This window comes from Halorarius litoreus (genome assembly GCF_024362405.1).
In the GTDB taxonomy this organism is placed as follows: Archaea; Halobacteriota; Halobacteria; order Halobacteriales; family Haloarculaceae; genus Halorarius; species Halorarius litoreus.
The window spans coordinates 3,532,928-3,554,988 of the sequence record NZ_CP101454.1; the positions used below are offsets into that span (position 1 = coordinate 3,532,928).

Annotated in this window: 11 protein-coding genes; 8 read left to right on the top strand and 3 right to left on the bottom strand. The window is 67.0% G+C overall.

The features are described 5' to 3' along the window. Positions 1-4 precede the first annotated feature (4 nt). Complete coding sequence (locus tag NL126_RS18630) at positions 5-559, top strand: FAD-dependent oxidoreductase (protein WP_255196388.1); 555 nt, start codon at positions 5-7, stop codon at positions 557-559. 91 nt (positions 560-650) lie between these two features. Beyond that, a complete protein-coding gene (locus tag NL126_RS18635) occupies positions 651-1,499 on the top strand; it encodes a DMT family transporter (protein WP_255198870.1) in 849 nt (282 codons plus the stop codon). A gap of 21 nt (positions 1,500-1,520) precedes the next feature. Here the strand turns inward: NL126_RS18635 and NL126_RS18640 are convergent, their stop codons facing one another. Then, complete coding sequence (locus tag NL126_RS18640; RefSeq protein WP_255196389.1) at positions 1,521-1,934, bottom strand: GIY-YIG nuclease family protein; 414 nt, start codon at positions 1,932-1,934, stop codon at positions 1,521-1,523. 93 nt (positions 1,935-2,027) lie between these two features. Here NL126_RS18640 and NL126_RS18645 point away from each other — a divergent pair, with 93 nt between their 5' ends. Then, positions 2,028-2,876, top strand: a complete 849-nt coding sequence (locus tag NL126_RS18645; protein WP_255196390.1) for a class I SAM-dependent methyltransferase — start codon at positions 2,028-2,030, stop codon at positions 2,874-2,876. Between the two features lie 190 nt (positions 2,877-3,066). Next, a complete protein-coding gene (locus NL126_RS18650) occupies positions 3,067-4,452 on the top strand; it encodes a CHRD domain-containing protein (protein WP_255196391.1) in 1,386 nt (461 codons plus the stop codon). Positions 4,453-4,471: 19 nt separating this feature from the next. Here the strand turns inward: NL126_RS18650 and NL126_RS18655 are convergent, their stop codons facing one another. Beyond that, a complete protein-coding gene (locus tag NL126_RS18655) occupies positions 4,472-6,058 on the bottom strand; it encodes a succinic semialdehyde dehydrogenase (protein ID WP_255196392.1) in 1,587 nt (528 codons plus the stop codon). 119 nt (positions 6,059-6,177) lie between these two features. Further along, on the bottom strand, positions 6,178-7,128 hold the full coding sequence (locus NL126_RS18660) for a transcription initiation factor IIB (protein ID WP_255196393.1): 951 nt from the start codon (positions 7,126-7,128) through the stop codon (positions 6,178-6,180). Between the two features lie 143 nt (positions 7,129-7,271). Between NL126_RS18660 and NL126_RS18665 the strand changes: the two genes are divergently transcribed. The 4 genes from NL126_RS18665 (at position 7,272) to NL126_RS18680 (ending at position 22,038) form a co-directional block, all read left to right on the top strand. After that, entirely contained in the window at positions 7,272-9,011 is a 1,740-nt protein-coding gene (locus tag NL126_RS18665; RefSeq protein WP_255196394.1) for a MutS-related protein, read from the top strand. Positions 9,012-9,306: 295 nt separating this feature from the next. After that, a complete protein-coding gene (locus NL126_RS18670; RefSeq protein WP_255196395.1) occupies positions 9,307-11,328 on the top strand; it encodes an ABC transporter substrate-binding protein in 2,022 nt (673 codons plus the stop codon). A 12-nt stretch (positions 11,329-11,340) separates the two neighbouring features. Next, positions 11,341-15,711: a DUF7282 domain-containing protein gene (locus NL126_RS18675; protein WP_255196396.1), complete on the top strand. Its 4,371-nt coding sequence runs from the start codon at positions 11,341-11,343 to the stop codon at positions 15,709-15,711. A gap of 3 nt (positions 15,712-15,714) precedes the next feature. Then, on the top strand, positions 15,715-22,038 hold the full coding sequence (locus tag NL126_RS18680) for a PKD domain-containing protein (RefSeq protein ID WP_255196397.1): 6,324 nt from the start codon (positions 15,715-15,717) through the stop codon (positions 22,036-22,038). Positions 22,039-22,061: the final 23 nt, after the last annotated feature.

Sequence of the window (22,061 nt, forward strand, 5' to 3'; positions counted from 1 at the left end):
GGACATGTACGACGTCATCGTCGTCGGTGGCGGTGCGGCTGGACTGAGCGCAGCGCTGTTCGCCTCGAAGAACGGTCTCGACACGGCGGTGTTCGACACCGACAAGACGTGGCTCCACAGCGCCCACTTGTTCAACTATCTCGGCCTCGAGTCGATAGACGGCGACGAGTTCCTGGAGACAGGGCGAGCGCAGGTCGAGTCGTTCGGTGCCGAGCGCCACCAGGGTGAGGCAGTGACCGACGTGGCGACGATGGACGACGGGTTCCACGTCACGACCGACGCCGACCAGTACGAATCCCGATACGTGGTGCTGGCGACCGGGTCGAAACGCGCCCTCGCGGAGGGACTCGGCTGTGCGTTCGACGGCGACGTCGTCGACGTCGACGTGACGATGGAGACCTCGGTGGCGAACGCCTACGCGACGGGCGCGATGGTCCGCGACGAGGAGTGGCAGGCAATCATCTCGGCGGGCGACGGTGCGGCCGCCGCGCTCAACATTCTCTCGAAGGAGAAGGGCGAGCACTTCCACGACTTCGATACGCCCGAGGATGCTGACTAGCGGGGAGGACCGGAACCGACACCGGTAAAGCCGCCGCGCGGGTGCCTCCGCTGTGTCGCTGCTCACCCGCCTCGAAGCGCGAACGCCCCCGATGGCCGCGCTGGTCGTCGCCGTCGTCGCGGTGTCGACGAGCGCCATCCTCATCCGGCTCTCGGACGCCCCGAAGGGGCCGATGGCGTTCTGGCGGGTGACGTTCACCCTCCTGTTGCTCGCACCGCTCGCGTGGCGCGAACGCACCTCGCTCGCGAAACTCGGCCGAGGAGACGCGATCTCCGCAGGCTTCGCGGGGCTCGCACTCGCCGCACACTTCGTCTCGTGGTTCGAGTCGGTCGACCGCACGACGGTGGCCGCGAGCGTCACGCTCGTGACGACCCAGCCGGCGTTCGTCGCGGTCGGCGCGGCGCTCCTGCTCGACGAATCGATCGACAGACGCACGGTGGCGGGCATCGTCGTCGCGCTCGCCGGAGCGGGCCTGATGTCGCTCGGCGCCGAGCAGGGGAGCGCGCCCGAACCCCTCCTCGGGAACCTGCTCGCGCTCGCCGGGGCGGTGCTCGCGGGGGCGTACGTCCTCGCGGGTCGTTCGGTGCGCCAGCGCGTCGCGCTCCTCCCGTACGTGACCGTCGTCTACTCTGTCTGTGCGGTCACCCTGCTCGGCTACGTGCTCCTGTTGGGCGACCCCATCGTCGACTACCCCGGCCACGAGTGGCTGCTGTTCCTCGGGATGGCCATCGGCCCGGGTGTGTTCGGCCACACGGTCATCAACTGGGCGCTCGAACACGTCGAGTCCTCCGTGGTGAGCGTCTCGCTCGTCGGCGAACCCGTCGGGAGTACGCTCCTCGCGCTGGTGATTCTCAGCGAGGTGCCGGGGACCGTAACGGTGCTCGGCGGTGCGGTCGTGCTGACGGGGATCTACGTGACGGCGTCTGCGCGGCGTGCGTGAGCCGCGTCGTGCCGGGCGGGGCTACCCGCGAGCAGCACGGTCGTGCGCGTCGCGGACGGCCGTCTGAAGCACGTCGTGCTCGCTCGCGTAGGCGAGGTGGCTGCGACAGTCGCAGTCCGACGCACCGAAGCCGGAGACAGGGCCATCGGGTAGCGCGGCGGCGACGAGACACTCCGCGTCGACCGCCGTCCGTGCGTCGGCGACGATGCGCGTCTCGGGCTGGCCCAGCAGGTAGTCGACGTGCCAGTGGCGAACCTCGCGGTCGCCGGCCGCGAGGTCGTGGTGGCGGTCGACGCGGGAGAAGCCGCCCGTACCGAGCGCACTCCCGGTGTAGGCGTACCAGCCCGCGGGAAACGCGTGGCTGCCGAGTGCCCCGACCTCGATGGTCGTTCCTTCGGGGAGTTCGACGAGCAGCGTGTAGGTGCCGCCGGTCACACTGGGTGTCGCCTCGGCAGGTACAAAAGGGTGTCCAGCAGCGCCGCCTGCCAGTCCGAGGGGATTGATAGGGTCCCGACGGCTACCCGAAGTATGGACGACGGTTCGCCGCCGCTCGACGTGGCAGCGTTCTACGACGCGTACGGCGAACGCGAGTGGAAGCGGCTGGCCCGCGACTTCCACCACCGACTGGAGTGGGAGGTCACCATCGAGTATCTCGACCAGCACCTCCCCGAGGCGGGCCCAGTGGTCGACGTCGGTGGGGGCGCCGGCCGCTACAGCATCTGGCTCGCCGAGCGTGGACACGACGTGACGCTGCTCGACGTGAGTGAGGCCCAACTGGCGCTCGCCCGCGAGAAGGCCGCCGACCACGGCGTCGCCGATCGTATCACCGCCGGACGGGGCGACGTCCGTGACGTCCCGGTCGACGACGACGCGTTCGCCGCCACGCTCTGTCTCGGCGGCCCGCTGTCGCACGTCCTCGACGAGCAGGAGCGACGGGACGGCGCCGCGGAACTCCAGCGCATCACCCGCTCTGGCGGCCCGGTAGTCGTCTCGGTGATGGGCCTGCTCGCGAGCGTCACCCGGATGCTGCGGCACGCCGGAACCCTCCCGCCCGAGGAGGACGAGACCGAACTCCTCCCCGACCTCGTTCGAACCGGCGACTACGACGCCGACCTGTTAGAGCGGTTCGACCGCGAGCCGACGGTCCAGCAGATGCACCTGTTTCGCGCCGACGAGTTCGAGTCGTTGCTGGCGTCGGGCGGCCTCACGGTCGAGACGCTCGCCGCACTCGAAGGACCGTTCTCTCAGCGACGTGACCGACAGGACGCACTCTCTGCGGTGGACCGCGAGGCGATTCGCGAGACGCTCGCCGTCCTGCGCGAGGACCGCTGTGTCGTCGACCACTCGGCGCACATGCTCGCCGTGTGTCGCGCGTAAGGCAGGCCTCCCTGTGGTAAGTTCGGTGGCTAGCGCGGTAAGTACGGGCGCTAGTGTGGTAAGTTCGGCAGTCATACGGCGTAGAGAACACCTGCGGGCTGTTTCGTGTGGTAAGTGCGCTGTTCGCTGCTAGAACGGTCTTACGCGTTTAACCCCAGGTCCGTGCATCTGGTGGAGGAGGTGACTCACGATGTCGAACCAGCCATCTGACGAGCAGCGAACCCTGTTTTCGACCAGCCGTCGGCGGTTCCTCGGTGCGGCAGCGTTGACGGGCGCGGTGGCGACCGTCGGCGCCTTCGAAGCACGGTCACAGGAGGGGACGCAGACAGACGAGATTCACCCGGTGTACGGGTTCCCGGCGGCCAGCGGCGACGTGTCGCCACCGGTCGATCCGGACCACGAGGTGACGCTAGACATCAGACCAGTCGAAGGCCGTGAACGGCCGGAGTTCCTGTTCGATCCGGTCGGCCTCGCGGTGGAGGCCGGGGACGTCGTCCGGTTCACCAACGCGCTCGGTGCGCACACGGTGACGGCGTATCATCCCGAACTGGAGCGAACCCTGCGGGTCCCCAACGGAGCAAATCCGTACTCGTCGCCGTTGCTGGCGACGGGTTCCTACTGGCTCTACCGGTTCGACCAGCCCGGCATCTACGACATGTACTGCATCCCCCACGAGGAGTTCGGGATGGTGGGGCGCGTGATGGTGGGGGAGCCACCCGCGACCGGGACCCCCGAGGAGACTGCGACCGGGACGGAGACAACAACAGCAGCCAGAACCGGCACAGCCACCGAAACCGGAACCGAGACGACGCCATCCCCGACAGGTACCCCCACCACAGGGACCGAGACAGGAACGCCCGAGGGAACACCCACGGAACCACCGTCCAACGGCGAGTTCGACCTCCCGCAGTTCCCGCCAACCGAGGCAGCAATGCGCGTGTTCGACGACCCGCTGCTAGCGCCCGAGAACATCGTCGAACAGGGGTCGGTCGCGTGGTCCGACCTCTCGAACGAGACCAGGGGGCTCCCGACCACTGAGGAGCCCACAGAGCAGACATTCACGGTTGATCTCTCCGGCGAGAACCAGGTGCCGCCAGTCGACACGGAGGCAGTGGGTGAGGGAGTGCTCACGCTATCCGGCACCAGTCTCGACTACGAAATCGGCGTTTCCGATATCGAAGACGTCACGCAGGCACATATCCACGAGGGGGCAGCCGACGAGAACGGACCGGTTCTCTACACGCTGGTTGAGTACACCGGAAACGTCGACGGCTCGGGTGAGGGGCAGCCACGCTCCATCATCGGGGACAACGTTCTCGTCATCGAAGGGACGGTCGAGGACGTCGACCCGACCCTGTTCGAGACGCCGGAGACTCTCTACGTCAACGTCCACACAGTCGACAACCCGAGCGGCGAGATCAGGGGGCAGTTGATGGACGAGGAGGCGACACCGACCGAGACGCCGAGTGGTGAGACGCCGACGACGGAAACCGAGACCGGCACACCGAGTGGTGAGACAGAGACGGCAACCGGAACGGGAACCGCCACCGGAACTGAGACGACCGAGACCTCGTGAGGCCGGAGCCGGGCCGGGCTTACCGCAGTCCCGGCACCTTGTCGAACAGGCGAAGGGCCCCCGAGGTGAGCTTCGCGTACAGCCAGAACGGGACCCCATCCGGGGGCGCCATCCCCTGTCCCTTCTGGACGGCGACGTTCTGTGACTCGGTGTACTTGAGGAGTCCTTCCTTCCCGTGACGGCGACCGATCCCCGAGTCCTTCATCCCGCCCATCGGCGCGTCGATGCTCGCGTAGGTCGCGCCGTACGCCTCGTTGACGTTGACCGTTCCTGCTCGAATGCGGCGGGCCACGTCGCGACCGAACTCCGTGTCCGAGGTCCAGACCGAGGCGTTCAGCCCGTAGTCGGTGTCGTTCGCCTCCTCGACGGCCTCCTCCGTCGTCGAGAACGGGTAGATTGAGACGACGGGGCCGAACGTCTCCTCACAGCAGAGGTCCATGTCGAGATCGACGTCGGTGAGCACCGTCGGCTCGAAGAAGTACGGGCCGAGGTCCGGGCGGGCCTCCCCGCCGACGTGGACCGTCGCGCCGCTCGCCTTCGCGTCCTCGACGTGGGCCGTGACCTTCTCCAACTGTTCCTCGGAGACGAGCGACCCCACGCCGGGTTTAAAGTCGTAGGTCGCACCCAGCTCCAGTTCCTCCGTCGCGGCGACGAACCGGTCGACGAACTCGTCGAAGATGTCCTCGTGGACGTAACAGCGCTCAATGGCGATACAGAGCTGGCCCGTGTTCGAGAACGCGCCCTGCACCATCCCCTCGACGGTGCGGTCGAGGTCGGCGTCGGGGAACACGAGCGCGGGGTTCTTCCCTCCGAGTTCCAGCGAGCACTTCTTTAGGTTACGCCCGGCCTGTTCGGCGACGATGCGGCCCGTCGCGGTCGAGCCGGTGAAGCCGACGTAGTCGACGGTCTCGGTCAGCGTCGGGCCGATGTCGGGGCCGGTGCCGGTGACGATCTGGAACAGGTCGGCGGGGAGGCCGGCCTCCTCGAGGAGCTGTTTGCCCTTCAGCGCGATGAACGAGGTCTGTTCGGCTGGCTTGATGACGACGGCGTTGCCAGCCAGGAGCGCGGGCAGCGCGTCGGAGAGCGCGAGTTCGAACGGATAGTTCCACGGCGAGATGAGCCCAGCGACCCCCACTGGAACGTGGTTCACCTCGACGTCGGTCAGGACGGGCATGACGCCCTTGCGTTTCTCACGGCCGAGGAATCTCTCGCCACGGTGCGAGTAGTAGCCGGCGGTGAGCGCGACGACCTGTACCTCTTCGAAGGCGGTCCTGCGGGCCTTCCCGGTCTCGAGCTGGATGATGTCGAGCAGTTCCTTCCGCCGGTCGAGTACGAGGTCCTGGAAGCGGCTGAGGACCTCCTCACGTTCGGCGATGTCGCGCTCGGCCCACGACCGCTGGGCCTCGCGGGCCCGCTCGACGGCGAGTTCGACGTCGGCTTCGCCACAGGCGGGGATCGCGCCGATGCGCTCACCGTCGAACGGCGCCTCGACGGGGATGGTCTCGGTCGTGGAGTCGGCGACGGTCACGAGGTCGACGAGCCCCGCGATGCGCTCGTCTTCGGTGGCGATATCGAGCGACGCCGAGCCGGTCTCTGAGACGGTCATGGGCGTACGAGTGACTGAACAACTATAACACTACGGGCGTGTTTGAACGGTGGCTTTTGGGTGCCGGCGCTCGGGGAGCGGCCAGCGAAAGAAGCGGAACCGCGACCGCGGCGTGCGGCTCAGTGGATGTCGAGCGCTTCGATCTGCTCCTGATACCGGTTGCGGATGGTGACCTCGGTCACCTGCGCGACATCCGCGACCTCCCGCTGTGTCTTCTTCTCGTTGCAGAGCAGCGAGGCGGCGTAGATGGCCGCGGCCGCGTAGCCGGTCGGGGACTTCCCGGAGAGCATCCCCTTCTCGGCGGTCACCTGGATGATCTCGCGAGTCTTCTGTTCGACCTCCTCACTCAGCCCGAGCTCCGAGCAGAAGCGCGGGACGTACTGGACGGGGTCGACGGGTTCGAGCCCGAGCGAAAGTTCCTGTGCGATGTAGCGGTAGGTGCGACCGATCTCCTTCTGCTCGACACGCGCGACCTCTGCGACCTCGTCGAGCGACCGCGGGATGCCTTCCTGCCGGCAGGCGGCGTACAGCGCGGAGGTGGCGACGCCCTCGATGGAGCGGCCGCGGATGAGGTCCTCTTTGAGTGCACGTCGGTAGATGACGGAGGCGACCTCGCGGACCGAGCGCGGCACGCCCAGCGCGGAAGACATCCGGTCGATCTCGCTGAGTGCGAACTGGAGGTTGCGCTCGCCGGCGTCCTTGGTGCGGATGCGCTCCTGCCACTTGCGGAGGCGGTGCATCTGCGAGCGTTTCTCCGAGGAGATCGAGCGACCGTACGCGTCCTTGTCCTTCCAGTCGATCTGGGTGGTGAGCCCCTTGTCGTGCATCGTCTGCGTGGTCGGCGCGCCCACGCGGGACTTCGACTGGCGCTCGGAGTGGTTGAACGCGCGCCACTCCGGCCCCCGGTCGATGTTCTCCTCCTCGAGGATGAGTCCGCAGTCGTCACACATCAGCTCTCCATCACCCGTTTTGACGAGTGAATCGGACTCGCACTCCGGACAGCCGGCCTGTTCCTTCTCCTCCTGCTCGGTTTCGGCAGCGCGCTCTCGCTGACGTGTGGGCCCTGGCATTACGCTTTTATAGTGGAGTCACTCGACATATAAATCCTTTGCTAACGGAGGCTTTCGCGACCTGTGTGAGACGACGGAACAAACACAACGGTCGGTAGCGACGCCGAGAAACGCCTAAGGAGGGTCCGGCGGCAGACTCCCGTATGCGACTACAGGAGTACTGGGGAGTGGGCCCGAAGACGGCCACGCTGCTCGAAGACGCACTGGGGGTCGAAGCCGCCGTTTCGGCCATCGAGTCGGCCGACTCCCGGGCGCTCGTCGACGCGGGGCTCGCGCCGGGGCGCGCCACGCGCATCCTCCGGCGTGCGAACGGTGGGCCCGGCCTCGACGTACTGGCGACGGGCGACGCGCGTGACGTGTATCGCGACCTGCTCGCGCTCGCCGAGGAGTACGCAGTCACGCGTCACGCCGCCGACCGCGTGCGCGTGCTGACGCCGCTTACCTCGCGTGAAGCCATCGAATCGCGGTTGGATGCCGTGGCCGAGGCGACCGAGTCGTGGCGTGCGCTCGACGACGAGACCCGCTCGGCGGTGCTGGACGCCTTCGCCGAGCGAGAAGGTGTCCACGGCGAGCTGTCGGCCGTCGAGACCGCTATCGCGCTCCGCGAGACGGGCGTCGAGTCGGGGGCGTTCGCGCCCCTCGTGGACCTCGACGTCGAGCGGCTCGACGATGCCGCGGTCGCACTCCGCGCGCTCGGCGGCGACCGCCTAGGTGCGGGCGCGGACGACGACCTCGACCGCCTGCGCGACGCACTCGGGGCGGTCGAGGACATGGCAGCCGACCCCGCAGGCGTTCTGGAGACGGTCAAGGCTGACGCACGCGACGCCTCGGAGTTCCGCGATAGCTTCCTCCGGCACGTCGCGCGCGAGGCCGGGCTCCCCGAGAGCGAGTTCCGAGACAGCGTCGCGGACGATGCCGTCGACGCCGAGACGTTCGTCACCGAGTCGCTGCGGTCGCTCGCGGGCGACCTCCGCGCACGGGTGGACGGACGCGAAACGGCCGTCGCCGAATCCCTCCGCGAGACGGTCGAACGCTCGCGCGAGGCGGTCGACCGTGCCGTCGAGGTCGTCGACGACCTCGCCTTCGCGGTGTCGCTGGCACGGTTCACCGACGCCTATGGGCTGACGCGCCCGACGATCGTCGACGGCGACGCGCTCGCCGTCCGCGGCGCGCGGAACCTCGACCTCCTCGACACGAGCGAGTCGGTCCAGCCCGTCGACTACGCCATCGGCGACCACTCGCTGGATTCGATACCGACGGGCGACCGGGTCGCCGTCCTCACCGGGGCGAACTCGGGTGGGAAGACCACCCTGCTGGAGACACTGTGTCAGGTCCAGCTGCTCGCGATGCTGGGGTTGCCCGTCCCGGCCGAAGCGGCCGAGGTTGGGCTGGTCGACAGCGTGGTGTTCCACCGCCGCCACGCCTCGTTCAACGCCGGCGTGCTGGAGTCGACGCTCCGCTCGGTCGTGCCGCCGGTGACGAAGGAGGGCCGAACGCTGATGCTCGTCGACGAGTTCGAGGCCATCACCGAGCCGGGGAGCGCCGCGGACCTGCTCCACGGCCTCGTCACGCTCACCGTCGAACGCGGGGCGCTCGGTGCGTTCGTCACCCACCTCGCAGAGGACCTCGAACCGCTCCCAGACGTGGCCCGCGTCGACGGCATCTTCGCCGAAGGGCTCACGCCAGAGCTCGAACTCCAGGTCGACTACCAGCCCCGGTTCGGCCAGCTCGGAAAGTCCACGCCCGAGTTCATCGTCTCGCGGCTCGTCGCCGAGGCCAGCGACAGAAGCGAGCGCGCCGGCTACGAGCACCTCGCGGGCGCGGTCGGACAGGAAATCGTCCAGCGGACGCTGGCGGACGCGCGGTGGGCACCGGACGGCTGACCCGGTGACAGCCGGTCAGGGGACCCGCCAGAACGTATCCGATCATCCGACGGAACTCGAAAACGTATACAGTTTCCCACACGTGAATCTATTCGAAATTTAATAATAACTTTCCAGATATGTCCAGATTAGATTAGACAGTAGGGTAGGATGAGTTCGATATCTCGACCAAGTGAACCTGCAATGACTCCTGGTTTTGGCCATTATATAGACATTGTCCGGTGAACAGTCAAAACTCACTGACTAATCACGTCGTAAACTATTTTAGAAGACCATTCAATCACTCCTTGAACCTATGACAGGGGACAGACAGTCGCTTCGCCGCCGTGGCTTTCTCAAGGCCACCGGCGCAGCGGCCGCTGCGAGCGTTGCGGGGTGTCTGGGGCGAACCGAACAATCGGAAGACGAGGCGCGCGCCGGCTCGGCGAGCACGGCGCAAACGAGCGGAGGGACGTTGAACCTCTTCACCGAGAGCGTAGAGACGTTCGACCCGATCAGGTCGGTGAACACACAGTCCGGTGAAATCGTCCAGCAGCTGTTCGACGGGCTGACGAACTACGAGAACGCGTCGGCGACGAACATCACGAACCTGCTGGCGAGCTCCATCGAGGTCAGTAGCGACTTCACGACGTACACGATCACGCTGAAGTCGGGGGCGACGTTCCACGACGGCACGAGCGTCACGGCGAGCGACGTGGCGTACTCGTGGGAGCGACTGGCGCAGTCGCCGAACTCCAGCCGGGACTGGTTCATCCTCGACGTACTCGGAATCAGTCACGACAGGGACAGCGACGGGAACTACGTGCCCGGGAGTCTGGCCGTTCGCACGCCGGACGCCTCGACGGTTGAGTTCGACCTGGACCAGCCGTTCTACGCGACCGAGGAGATGCTCGCGTACTCGGCGTTCGCCGTCGTGCCCGAGGGCATCGTCGGTGACATCGAGGGCTACTCGGGGCAGATGAGCTACGACGAGTTCGCGACCGAGAACCCGATCGGTGCGGGACCCTTCCAACTCGACCACTACTACGATGGCGTCGAGATCGTCGCGAACGCCTTCGCGGACTACCACGGCTCGGGACCGAACGTCGACCGGCTCTACTGGATGCACGAACTGGGCGCAGACGACCGGTGGGCGGACATCAACGACAAGGACGTCGAGCTGTTCGACATTCCGACCAAGTACTACGACCCGTCGAAGGTCTCGAACACGACGACGGACTCACAGGGGCGCATCACGGGGGAGTACGGTCCACTCGACAACGAAGAGACGGTACAGTACCAGCGCGTGACCGAACTGTCGACGTTCTACCTCGGGATGGACGTGCGACACGTCCCGAAAGCGGCTCGCCAGGCCATCGCGTACCTGGTCGACCAGGACGACGTCGCGGCGACGACGCACAAGAACCGTGTTCGGCCGGCGTACCACCTCACGATGCCGAACATCTACCCCGGGGGGAGTAGCGAGTACGATTCACACGCGACCAACAACTATCCGTACAGCGAGCGGACGAGCGACCTGAGTTCGGCCCAGCAGGTGATGGAGGACGCGGGCTACGGCCCGGACAACCGAGTCAGCATCACGTTCTCGCACTACACCAGTGAATCGTGGTCCGACTTCGCTACCGAACTGCAGACGAAGGCCACCGACGCCTACATCGACATCACGGTCGAGCAGCAGACGTTCAGCGAGTTGCTCGAACAGGGGCGGCAGGGCAACCACGACATCTACACGCTGGGGTGGATCATCGACTATCCCGCGCCGGAGAACATACTCCAGCTCATCTACCCGCCGAACACGGACACCGCCAACTCCTCGCCGATGTCCTACACGAACTGGGACGACCTGAACACACAGGCGAAGCAGGACGCGACGGACGCGTACGAGACCATCCTGAACAATCCCGAGCCAACCTCGACCGACGAGAGTAACCGCGACAGCGCGGCCGTCACGATGGAGGAAGCCAACTGGGATGACGTCATCTTCCTCCCGATGTTCCACGGGGTGAGCGAGCGGTTCTACTACAACAGCGTCGACGTGCCGATCCACGGTCCGATGGGGCCGACCCGGCAGAAGCTCAACGGCGTCACCATCAACACGGACATCGGGCCGGAGGGCTCGATGTCGCCGACCGACCCGGACGGCGACGGGCTGTACGAGGACGTGGACGGCGACGGGGAACGCGACGCGGACGACGCCCGACTGTTGTTCCAGGAGACGGACCAGTTCAGCGACCCGGCGAAGTACGACTTCAACGGTAACGGCGAGGTCAACGTCGCCGACGTGCAGGCGCTGAAGAACGAGAACGAGAACCAGTAGAGGGTACGAGGAATGACGAACACATCCACGAACACATCCCTCGCCCTCGCGGCGACCGCGATGGCCGCCGTGCTGGTCTTCAGTGCGGCGTTCGCTGGGGTCACGCTCGGGACCGTCGGCGCGGCTTCGACGAGTACGCCGGCTACGGGGCCGCTGAACGTCACGTACGCCGACTCCGTCGCGACGGCCGTCAGCGCCGACGGCGAGAGCCGGCAACCGAAAATCGTTTTTAACCAGTCACGGACCATCGACGCCGCGGCAGGCGACGAGTTCGTCGTCGAGAACGTCGACACCGGCACGTCGGTCAGCGTCGTCCCGTCCGAGCAACTCAACGTCTCGGCCGGCGACGCCCTCGAACTCGAGGTCGTCGAAGGAGACGGCACCCAGTCGACTGACCCGACCATCCAGCTGGAACACAACGACACGGCGACGACGTACAACGCCACGGTCAGCGGGGACTTCGCGAATACGTTCCAGGCGCCGTACTCGAATCTGACCGTCACGTTCGTCGACGACGGAGCGGCCGTCGACTCGACCGAGCGTGCAGCCATCCACCCGGTCGACTACGACGCGGCGTTCCAGCAGAACTCCACATCCGGCACCGTCTTGCTCTCGTTCGCGCGCGACGGGTTGCCCACGAACTCACAGGTGGACTACACCCTGTTCGGCGAGAACGTCGACGTCCCGCTCTCGTACAACGCGACGAGCGACCGATTCGAGGGGACGCTCGACGTCTCCTCGCTCAACGAATCGACGTACCCCGGTGGCGCGTTCTTCACCCATCCGGACGACGGCTTCTACTTCGGCGCGAACGGTGACCTCGTCGTCAACCGGAGCGGGAGTTCCGATGGCACCTCGTCCGGCGGCGGAGGGGGCGGCACTGGACCCGTCGACATCAGCCACTCGACCACCATCTTCGGGAAAGGCGATGCGAACGCAAGGGGTCGCCGCCCAGGCGTGACGTTCAACCAGTCGATCACACTCGATTCAGCCGACGACTTGGTCGTCACGAACGTCGAGTCTGGAGCACAGACACTGGTCGAACCAACCGGTCCCATCAACGTCACCACTGACGACGACGTTGCGCTGAACGTCGTTCTCGGCGACGGTTCTGCCGACTCGACGCCAGAGCTCCAGTTACACACGCCAGAGAACAACACCTACTTCACGGCGAACGTCAGCGGCAACGTCTCGGGAACGTTCCGTGGTCCGTACTCGAATCTCACCATCGCGTATGTCGACAACGGCACGACGGTCGACACGACCGGTGAGTCAATACATCCCTACAACTACACGAAAGATCACCGGCAGAACTCGACGAACGGGACGGTTCGAGTCTCGCTTGCACGCGATGGCCTCCCCAAGAGTACCACCGTCGACTACTCGGTGTATCAGGAGAACGTGAGCGGTCAACTGACCTACAACGCTACGGAAGACGCGTTCGTCGGAACTGTCGATACCTCATCACTGCCGGACGGGACGTACTCCGTCTATCCGACGTTCCGGACGACTAGCGGCGAGTCGTACTTCTTCACGAGTAACGAGCTCGTTGTCAACGGGAGTTCTGACGGAGGGAGCACAGCGTCCGGTCCACTGTCGGTCACGTTCGACTCGTCGGTGTCGACGACGTCCTCGGGTGACGGTACCCCCACGAGTAGTACCCCGTACGTCGTGTTCAACCAATCCCGGACGCTCGACGGGAGTGGCGGCGACTATCTGATACTGACGAACACGAACACCGGCGCGAACCTGACCGTCACGCCGACCGAACCGGTCAGCATCGACGCGATGTCCGAAGTCGGACTGGACATCTACAACGGGAGCGGCGCCATCAGGTCGCCGAGACTCACCGTCAACAACGGAACGTGGAGCTACTACGACGTGGAGGTCTCGGGCAACGTCTCGGGGACCGTCACTGCCCCGTACGCGAACTACACCGTGACGTTCGTCAACGACACCACCGAGGTCACGACGACGCCCGAGGACATCATCCACCCCATCGGATACCTCGGGGAGGTCAGGCAGACGGGGACCACTGGCACCATCGAGGTATCCGTCCCTCGCGACGGCCTCCCCCGGAATTCATCCGTGCGCGTTACTGTCCATGGTACGGCCGCCGACTCCTCACTCTCGTACAATTCGAGTGCGGACACGTTCGACGGTACCCTGGACGTCTCGGAGCTCTCTGACGGGACCTACCGAGCAGGAGTGTTGTTCGACACTGCAGAGGACGGCTTCTACTTCGCCTTCAGCAGCGACCTTCTCGTCGGTCAGGAGCCGTCGGCCACCTTCGCTGACCAGACCACCAACGGCACGTATGCGACCATCGACGCCGCGTACCTGCCGAATGGCGGGTTCCTGACCGTCCGCGACGACTCGCTGTCGAGCGGGGCAGTGTTCGACTCCGTACTCGGCGTCTCGCCGTACCTCTCGGCGGGCAACCACAGCGACGTCACCGTCCGACTCGGTGACCCCATCGCGTACAACCAGACGCTCATCGCGATGCCGCACACGGACTCGAACGGCAACCAGCAGTTCGACTTCGTCGACTCCGAGGGTGCGGAAGACGGTCCGTACGTCGACACCGACGGCAACGTCATCACTGACAGCGCGAACGCGACCGTCGACCTGACGGGGGAGCCCGGCGACGCCTCGGTGTATCTGGAGCCGGCAAACCGAACGGTCGACGTCGGTGAGAACGTCACCTACCTCGTTCGCGTCGCGAACCCCGGCGCTGGAGTCGGTGCGCTGAACATCTCGGTCGCCCCGTCGACGACCGACGTCGAGATCGTCGACGCAGGGCTCCCACCCGGAACCGAGCTCACCGAGGTCGCGTATCGCTCTGACGGCAGCGTGCAGCTGCGCGCGGCCGGCATGGACACCGGCACCACCGACCCCGTCGTCGCTGCCATCACGGTACAGGGCGCGCAGGCTGGCAACGGCACGCTCGTCCCGACCGTCGACACGCTCGCCGACGAGCGCGGGCTGGAGTACAACGTCACGGCTGCAGCCAGCAGCAACTACACCGTCACGCGCCCGAGCCTGACGCTCGACCTCGTCCCGTCGAACGCGGAGACGCGCGTCGGGGAACGGAACGCGTACACGCTCGTCGCGCGGAACGTCGACGACGGCGTCGGCGCGATGAACGTGACGGTGACGCTCGACGACGCCAGCGTGGTGGACATCGTCGACAACGACGTCGCCGGGAGCCCCGACCTCCGGAGTTCAGTCCACGAGACCGCGAACGGGACGGAGACGCTCACCATCCGCGCGGCTGGGATGGACACACCGGACACCGGAGACATGCCCATCGCGGCGGTCTACCTCGAAGGCGCCCAGCAGGGGAACGCGACGCTCACCCTCGAAGGGAACGTCGTCGCCACCGAGGCCGGCACGGAGTACGTCGTCTCGAACACGCCGACCGCACCGGTCGACGTGCCACAGCCGAAGGTCGACGTGTTCGTTGCCCCCGAGAACAACGACGTGCAGGCCGGTGAGACGTTCACGGTCGACATCGTCTCGGACACGAACACGCTCGGCGTCTACGGCGAGGAGTTCACCCTCGCGTTCAACGAGACGTTGCTCAACGCGACCGAGGTGACCGAAGGGCCGTTCCTGAGCAAGGACGGTGCCGAGACGTTCGTCGCCTCCGAAGACATCGACAACACGAACGGCACCGTCGACGTGGGCATCAGCCGGAAGAACACCAGCACGACCGTCTCAGGGACTGGTGTCGTCGCATCGGTGACGTTCCGCGTCGACGAGAACGCGACTCGAGGGGTCGACTCACCGCTGGCGCTCACCACGGTGAAGGTCTCCGACGAGAACGCGAACGCGGTTCCCCACCGCCGGTTCAACGGCACGGCCTACGTGCCGGTGAATCTCCCACCGGAGCTCAACGCGACGCTCGTCTCGACCGTCGTGAACGAGGGACAGCCGGTCAAGGTTCGTGCCGAGGCGACCGACTCTGACGGGAACGTCACGACCGTCTCGCTGCACGACCCGAACGGTACCGAACTCGATTCGGAGAGCTGTGAGTCCGTCTGTCTCCACACGCTCTCGGCGACGCCGAACTTCCACACGTGGAACGGCAGCGGCTACGGCACGACGACGGTCTACACCGTCGCCGTCGACGACGACGGCGCGGACGCCACCCGCGAATTGACGTTCAAGGTGTACACCGCTGGCGACGCCAACGGTGACGGCGTCGTCGACATCTTCGACGCGTCGACCATCGGCACCGCCTGGAACGCACAGCGCGGAGACGCCGCGTACTCGGATGCGGCCGACCAGAACAACGACGGCGTCGTCGACATCTTCGACGCCAGCATCCTCGGGACGAACTGGAACGACGAAGCGACGACCAACAGCACGAGCAGCTAACCAATGAGAACACGCGCACTCACACTCACGGCGCTCGTCGTGCTCGCCGCGTTCGTCCCCTTCGTCGGGGGCACAGCGGTCGCGTCGAGCCACGAGGGCGAGCTATCGCTCAACGAAAGCAACGTCACCCTGAGTCAGGGTGAATCAGTCTGGATCGCGGTGCAGTACGACACGGCTCCCGGGTCCGCTGGGCCACCGATAAACGCCATCCAGTTCCAGCTCCGGTTCAACAGCACGGTGCTGAACGCGTCGAACCCCCAACCGGGACCGTATCTGACGCAGGACGGGGTTGGGTCGCTAAAACCGGGAGAGGGAACAGACAACTCGACCGGTGTCGTGGACTACGGCGAGGCCCGAAAAGACGATAGCGGCGTGACGGGCGCCGGCGACGTGGCGTACGTGAAGTTCACCGCCACGGAGAACACGAGCAAGCCGCTCGGCGCGCTCACGTCGCTCACCTTCGAGACGGTGAAGGTCAGCGACCCGAACCAGAACTCCGTCCCGACGCAAGCAACCGGCGGCACCATCGACACGGTCGACACGGTCCCCCCGACCGCGAACGCCACGGTCCAGAAGACGACGGTGAACGTCTCCGAGGACGTCGCGTTCCACGCGGCCGACTCGACAGACAACCACCGCATCGACTCGTACGAGTGGGACTTCGACGGTGACGGCACGGCCGACGCCACCGGCTCGCAAGTGTCCACCAGCTTCGACTCGACCGGGACGAAGACCGTCGCGGTGACGGTCACGGACGCCGACGGCAACACCGACACCGACACCGTCGATGTCCAGGTCGTCGACGAGGTCGACCCCACTGCAGCAGTCACGGCGACGACGACGACGGTCGAACTCGGTGACCCCGTGACACTCGACGGGAGCGATTCCACGGACAACGATGCCGTCGCGTCCTACGAGTGGGACTTCACCGACGACGGGACGGTCGACGAGACCACCACCTCGCCGTCGGTCGACTACACGTACGGCGACCGGGGGACGTTCACCGCGAACCTCACCGTCGTCGACCCGAGCGGCAACACCGACACTGCGACCGTGCAGGTGACCGTCGAGGACACCACCACACCGAGCGTGTCGGTGGCGCCGAACACGACCGAACAGACGCTCGGCGCCCCCGTCGAGTTCGACGCCTCGGGAACGACCGACAACGGCGCAGTCGCCTCCTACGCCTGGGACTTCGACGAGGACGGCCAGATCGAACAGAACACCATCGACCCGGTGGTCACTCACACCTTCGACACGCGCGGGACGTACAACGTGTCCGTCACGGCGACCGACGAGGCCGGCAACAGCGGTACGGGCACGGCCGCGACCGTCAGCATCGTCGACGGAACCGCCCCGATCGCGGTGGTCGAGGGCCCCGAGGGCGCGCTCAACGTCTCCGAAGCGGGGACGTTCGACGCCTCGAACTCGACTGACAACACCGAGATCGACTCCTACGAGTGGACGTTCGGTGACGGGTCGAGCGCGACCGGCGTGACCGTCGACCACGCCTACGACGCGAAGGGCAACTACACGGTGACGCTGACCGTCACCGACGTCGACGGCAACACCGACACCGCTTCGACGAGCATCGAGGTCGGCGACGGTGTCCCGCCGAGCGCGAGCGCGACCGTCAACCGCACCAGCGCAGGGCTGAACGTCACGACGGTCTCGTTCGACGCGAGCGGGTCGTCGGACAACGACGCCATCGCCTCCTACGAGTGGGACTTCGACGGCGACGGTGCCGTCGAGACGACGACGACCGCGGCGACGACGACCTACGTCTACCCCGCAACGGGCACGTTCACGCCCGAGGTGACGGTCGTCGACGCAAGCGGGAACACCGACACCGCGACCACGGCCGACGTGACCGTCGCGGACACCACCGCACCGGACGCGAGCGCGACCGTCAACGCGACGGACGTGTTCCTGACGGACACCGTCGGCTTCGACGCCTCGCAGTCGACCGACAACGGTCAGATAGTCGCCTACCGCTGGGACGTGGACGGCGACGGTACGGTCGACGCGACGACCTCCTCGCCGACGTACGTCCACTCGTACGACGCGCGTGGGTCGTACACCCCGACCGTGAGGGTCGTCGACGCGGCGAACAACAGCGCCACGGCGACGATGGCGACGGTCAACGTCACTGACGGCACGCCACCGGAGGCGGCGGTCGCTACCCCGTCGCGGACGGTCGACGTGAACGTGACGACGACGTTCGACGCCTCACCCAGCACGGATAACACACAGATCGACTCGTACGCCTGGGCGTTCGGTGACGGGTCGAGCGCGACCGGCGTGACCTTCGACCACGCCTACGACGCGAAGGGCAACTACACGGTGACGCTGACCGTCACTGACGTCGACGGCAACACGAACACGACGACGGCCTCGGTCGCAGTCGTCGACCGCGTGGCGCCGACGGCGACGGCGACGGTGAACCGGACGAGCGCGGAGCTCAACCGGACGACCGTCGCGTTCGACGCCTCTGGCAGCTCTGACAACGACGCCGTCGATTCCTACGAGTGGGACTTCGACGGCGACGACACGGTCGACGAGACTACCACCTCACCCACGACGACGCACGTCTTCGCGGCGACGGGGACGTTCACGCCCGAGGTGACGGTCGTCGACGCCAGCGGCAACACCGACACCGCGACCACGAGCGACGTGACGGTGAGCGACACCATCGCGCCGACGCCAGCCATCACTGGCCCGCAGCCAGCCGTCGTCAACATCACGTCGACGTTCGACGCCTCGAACACGACGGACAACGGTCCCATCGCGAGCTACGAGTGGGACTTCGACGGCGACGGCACGACGAACGCGACGACGGCCGACCCGACCGCCGACACCGTCTACACGGTGCCGGACCGGACGCTGACGGTCACCGTGACCGTCACCGACGAGGCCGGCAACACGGCGACGACGGAGATGACCGTCAACACGACGCGCGCACCCGGCGTCTCGGTCGTCGACCCCACCGCGGGCGAGCACGTCAACGTGAGCGCGCCGACGGTCGCCTACGAGATCGCGAACCGCGACGCCGACGACGTTGACCACGCGGAGTACCGCGTCGATGGCGGGACGTGGCAGACCGCCTCTGATAGTACGAGCGGGACGAACGGCACGGTGACGCTCGCGTCCCTCGCGGACGGCGAACACACCGTCGAGTTCCGCCTCGTGAACGGGAGCGGTGTGACGCTCCCCTACGCGTCGTCCACGACTGCACAGACGTTCACCGTCGACACGGTCGCGCCGGGCATCCAGCTCGTCGGCCCGCAGCAGGGCCGGGTCGCGTACGGGACGAACCTCTCGTTCGCGTACGACGACGCCAGCGCCGTGACCGCGACGTTCCAGCGCAACACCACGGGCGACGCGACGGCGAACGTCGACGACACCGTGGTGGCGACCGACGGCTGGCCGGAGGGGCCGACCGCGGTCACCGTCACCGCGACCGACGAGGCCGGCAACACCGCCAACGAGACGTTCACGTTCGACTTCGTCTCGGCGCCCGATGTCGATTCGGTGGCGCCTGCGAACGGGACGCTCCTGAACGACACGACGCCCACCGTCGAGGTGACGTACAGCGACGACGACGTGGCTGGCGACAGCGGCATCGACCCCGCGTCGGTGACGCTCTCGGCGAACGGCCAGTCCGTCTCGCTGGCAGACGCGACGGTCACGCCCGACGGGCTGACCGTCACGCTCCCCGACCGCGCGGTCTCGGACACGAACACGCAGACGCTCGTCGCCGAGGTGGCGGACAACGCCTCGCACACGACGACTGCCTCGTGGACGTTCACCGTCGACAACCGCGCACCGCGTATCGCCGCGAGCGCGAACCACAGCGACCGTGTGAGCACGAACTACCCGGTCGCCGTGAGCGTCGACGTTACCGAGACGCACCCCGGAACGAGCACGGCCATCGTGCGCAACGCCTCGACCGGCACCCAGGTCGCGACGCTCGCCGCACCCCCGGCTGACGGGAGCGGCGTCGTGACGTGGAACGCGACCGACGACTCGGGCGTGGCCGTGGCGAGCGGCACGTACGAGGTCGTCGTCACGAGCGAGGACGCGGTGAACAACACCGCGACGAAGACGGTGAACGTCACCGTCGACACCGTCGCACCGACCGTCTCCATCACGGAGGTCACCGGCCCGAACGTCGTGGCCGGCACCGTCGTGACGAACGGGACGGTGACGTTCGCCGCGGACGCGGGCGGAACCCCCGGTGACGCGGAGAACGTGACGTTCGTCCTCTCCGCGTGGGACCAGAACTACGAACTCGCGGTGCCCGCGAGCCTCGACAACGGCTCGTGGACCGCGACCGCCGACATCTCGGGTCAGGTGCCCGACGACGGCGCGTTCGCCGTCAGCGCAGTCGCGACCGACCCGGCGAAGAACACGAACACCGCCTCGTCCGGGACGCTAGTCGAACTCGACCGGCGTGACCCCGCGCTCGGCGCGACCGTCTCGCGGGTCAACACCTCGACGGCACAGGTGAACGTCTCCGTCACGAACGGCGACACCCTCGACACCGACTCGCTGGTCGTCCAGTTGCGGACGCCGAACGGCTCGACGACGAAGCTCGACGTCCAGCAGGTCGCACAGGGCCGCTACACGGCCACCTTCGCGGTGAACCAGAGCGGCCTCTACAGCGGCATCGCGACCGCGACTGACGAGGCCGGCAACCGCGGCACCGACTCGTTCGGGACGGTGTTGGAGACGGTCTCGACGACGAACAAGACGGTCACCGTCTACGTCGAGAGCTCCGGCTCGTTCATCGAGTTCAACACGAGCGCCGAGGTGAACGACACGTTCGTCACCATCACCGACTCGTCGACGCCGCTCGAGCCGCTCGCCGCGGACCTCCGTGGCGCGCGGTTCATCGACGGCGAGCTCGGTGACGCGCTCGAACAGAACCTGACGAACGCGACCATCGGCCTCCCGGTCAACGAGTCGGCGCTGCCGACCGGGGTCTCACCCAGCGACGTGGCGATCCGCTACTACAACCCGGACACCGACTCGTGGGAGGAGCAGCCGACGCGCATCGCCGAGGTAACCCTCGAAAACGGCGTCACCGACACGTACTACCTGACGACGGTCACCCACTTCTCGACGTACGGGGCGACCGTGCAGGACACCGCGGCACCGACGCTCTCGTCGACGTCGCCGGCGTCCGGCACGGAGTACCCGGCGACGACCGACGAGGTGACCGCGCGGTTCGAGTACAGCGACGACCTCACCGGCGTGGACGCGAGCGCGGTCACCGTCTCGTTCGACGGGACGGACGTGACCGACGCCGCGGGCGCACAGGTGACGAGCGAGTACGCCACCTACACGGCGACCGGGCTCCAGCCCGGTACGAGCCACACGGTGGCGGTGACGGTGGTCGACGAGGCAGGGAACAGCGACACGTTCACCACCGACTACACGGTCACTACCGACGAGACGCCGCCGACCGTCTCGCTCGACCCGAGCGACGGCGCGACCGTCAGCACGTCGAGCCCGACGCTGTCGGCGACCTACTCCGACGCCGCGTCGTCCATCGACACCGCCTCCGTCGAGGTGAAAGTCGACGGCCAGACGGTGACGGGCGCGGCATCCGTCTCCGCCAGCGGCGTCAGCTACGACGCGAGCGGGCTCTCGGACGGCAGCCACACGTTCACGGTCTCGGTCGCCGACGCGGTCGGCCAGACGACGACGAAGACCGCGTCGTTCACCGTCCAGACGGCGAGCGGCTCGACCGGCACCAGTTCGCCGAGCACCGGCACGAGCAGTCCGAGTTCCGGTAGCTCGGGTGGGTCGGCGCCGGTCGCTCCCTCGGGGACCCCGAACGTCACGCAGGTCGACGCCGGCGTCAGCACGACCGAGGTCGAGGTCGGCGACACACTGACTGTCACCGCGACGTTCGAGAACACCGGCACGGCCGACGCGGAGCAGACCGTCGAACTGTTCGTCGACGGCGAGCCTACCGGCGAGACCCGGACCGTCCGGGTGCCAGAGAACGGCTCCGCGACCGCGACGTTCGGCCGATCGTTCGACGCCGCGGGCACCTACACCATCGCGGTGGGGAACCTGACCGCCGGCACCGTGACCGTCGTCGAGCCGACCACGGCGACGCCCACGGTGACGCCCGACGACAGCACGCCGACGACACCGGCGACACCGGCATCGACGCCGTCCGAAACCATCACGGCAACGCCGACGCGGACGCCGACCGCGACCGGTACGCCGACGGCCTCCGATGGGCCGGGCTTCACCGCGCTGCTCGCGCTGGTGGGGCTGCTGGCTGCCGGGCTGCTCGCACGACGCGACTGAACCCGAGAAACCGAGCGATTCCT

Excerpts from the sequence above, each read along its gene's own strand:
- NL126_RS18645 (WP_255196390.1), top strand. The coding sequence starts at position 2,028 with ATGGACGACGGTTCGCCGCCGCTCGACGTGGCAGCGTTCTACGACGCG.
- NL126_RS18660 (WP_255196393.1), bottom strand. The coding sequence starts at position 7,128 with ATGCCAGGGCCCACACGTCAGCGAGAGCGCGCTGCCGAAACCGAGCAG.
- NL126_RS18635 (WP_255198870.1), top strand. The coding sequence starts at position 651 with ATGGCCGCGCTGGTCGTCGCCGTCGTCGCGGTGTCGACGAGCGCCATC.
- NL126_RS18630 (WP_255196388.1), top strand. The coding sequence starts at position 5 with ATGTACGACGTCATCGTCGTCGGTGGCGGTGCGGCTGGACTGAGCGCA.
- NL126_RS18650 (WP_255196391.1), top strand. The coding sequence starts at position 3,067 with ATGTCGAACCAGCCATCTGACGAGCAGCGAACCCTGTTTTCGACCAGC.
- NL126_RS18680 (WP_255196397.1), top strand. The coding sequence starts at position 15,715 with ATGAGAACACGCGCACTCACACTCACGGCGCTCGTCGTGCTCGCCGCG.
- NL126_RS18675 (WP_255196396.1), top strand. The coding sequence starts at position 11,341 with ATGACGAACACATCCACGAACACATCCCTCGCCCTCGCGGCGACCGCG.
- NL126_RS18665 (WP_255196394.1), top strand. The coding sequence starts at position 7,272 with ATGCGACTACAGGAGTACTGGGGAGTGGGCCCGAAGACGGCCACGCTG.
- NL126_RS18655 (WP_255196392.1), bottom strand. The coding sequence starts at position 6,058 with ATGACCGTCTCAGAGACCGGCTCGGCGTCGCTCGATATCGCCACCGAA.
- NL126_RS18670 (WP_255196395.1), top strand. The coding sequence starts at position 9,307 with ATGACAGGGGACAGACAGTCGCTTCGCCGCCGTGGCTTTCTCAAGGCC.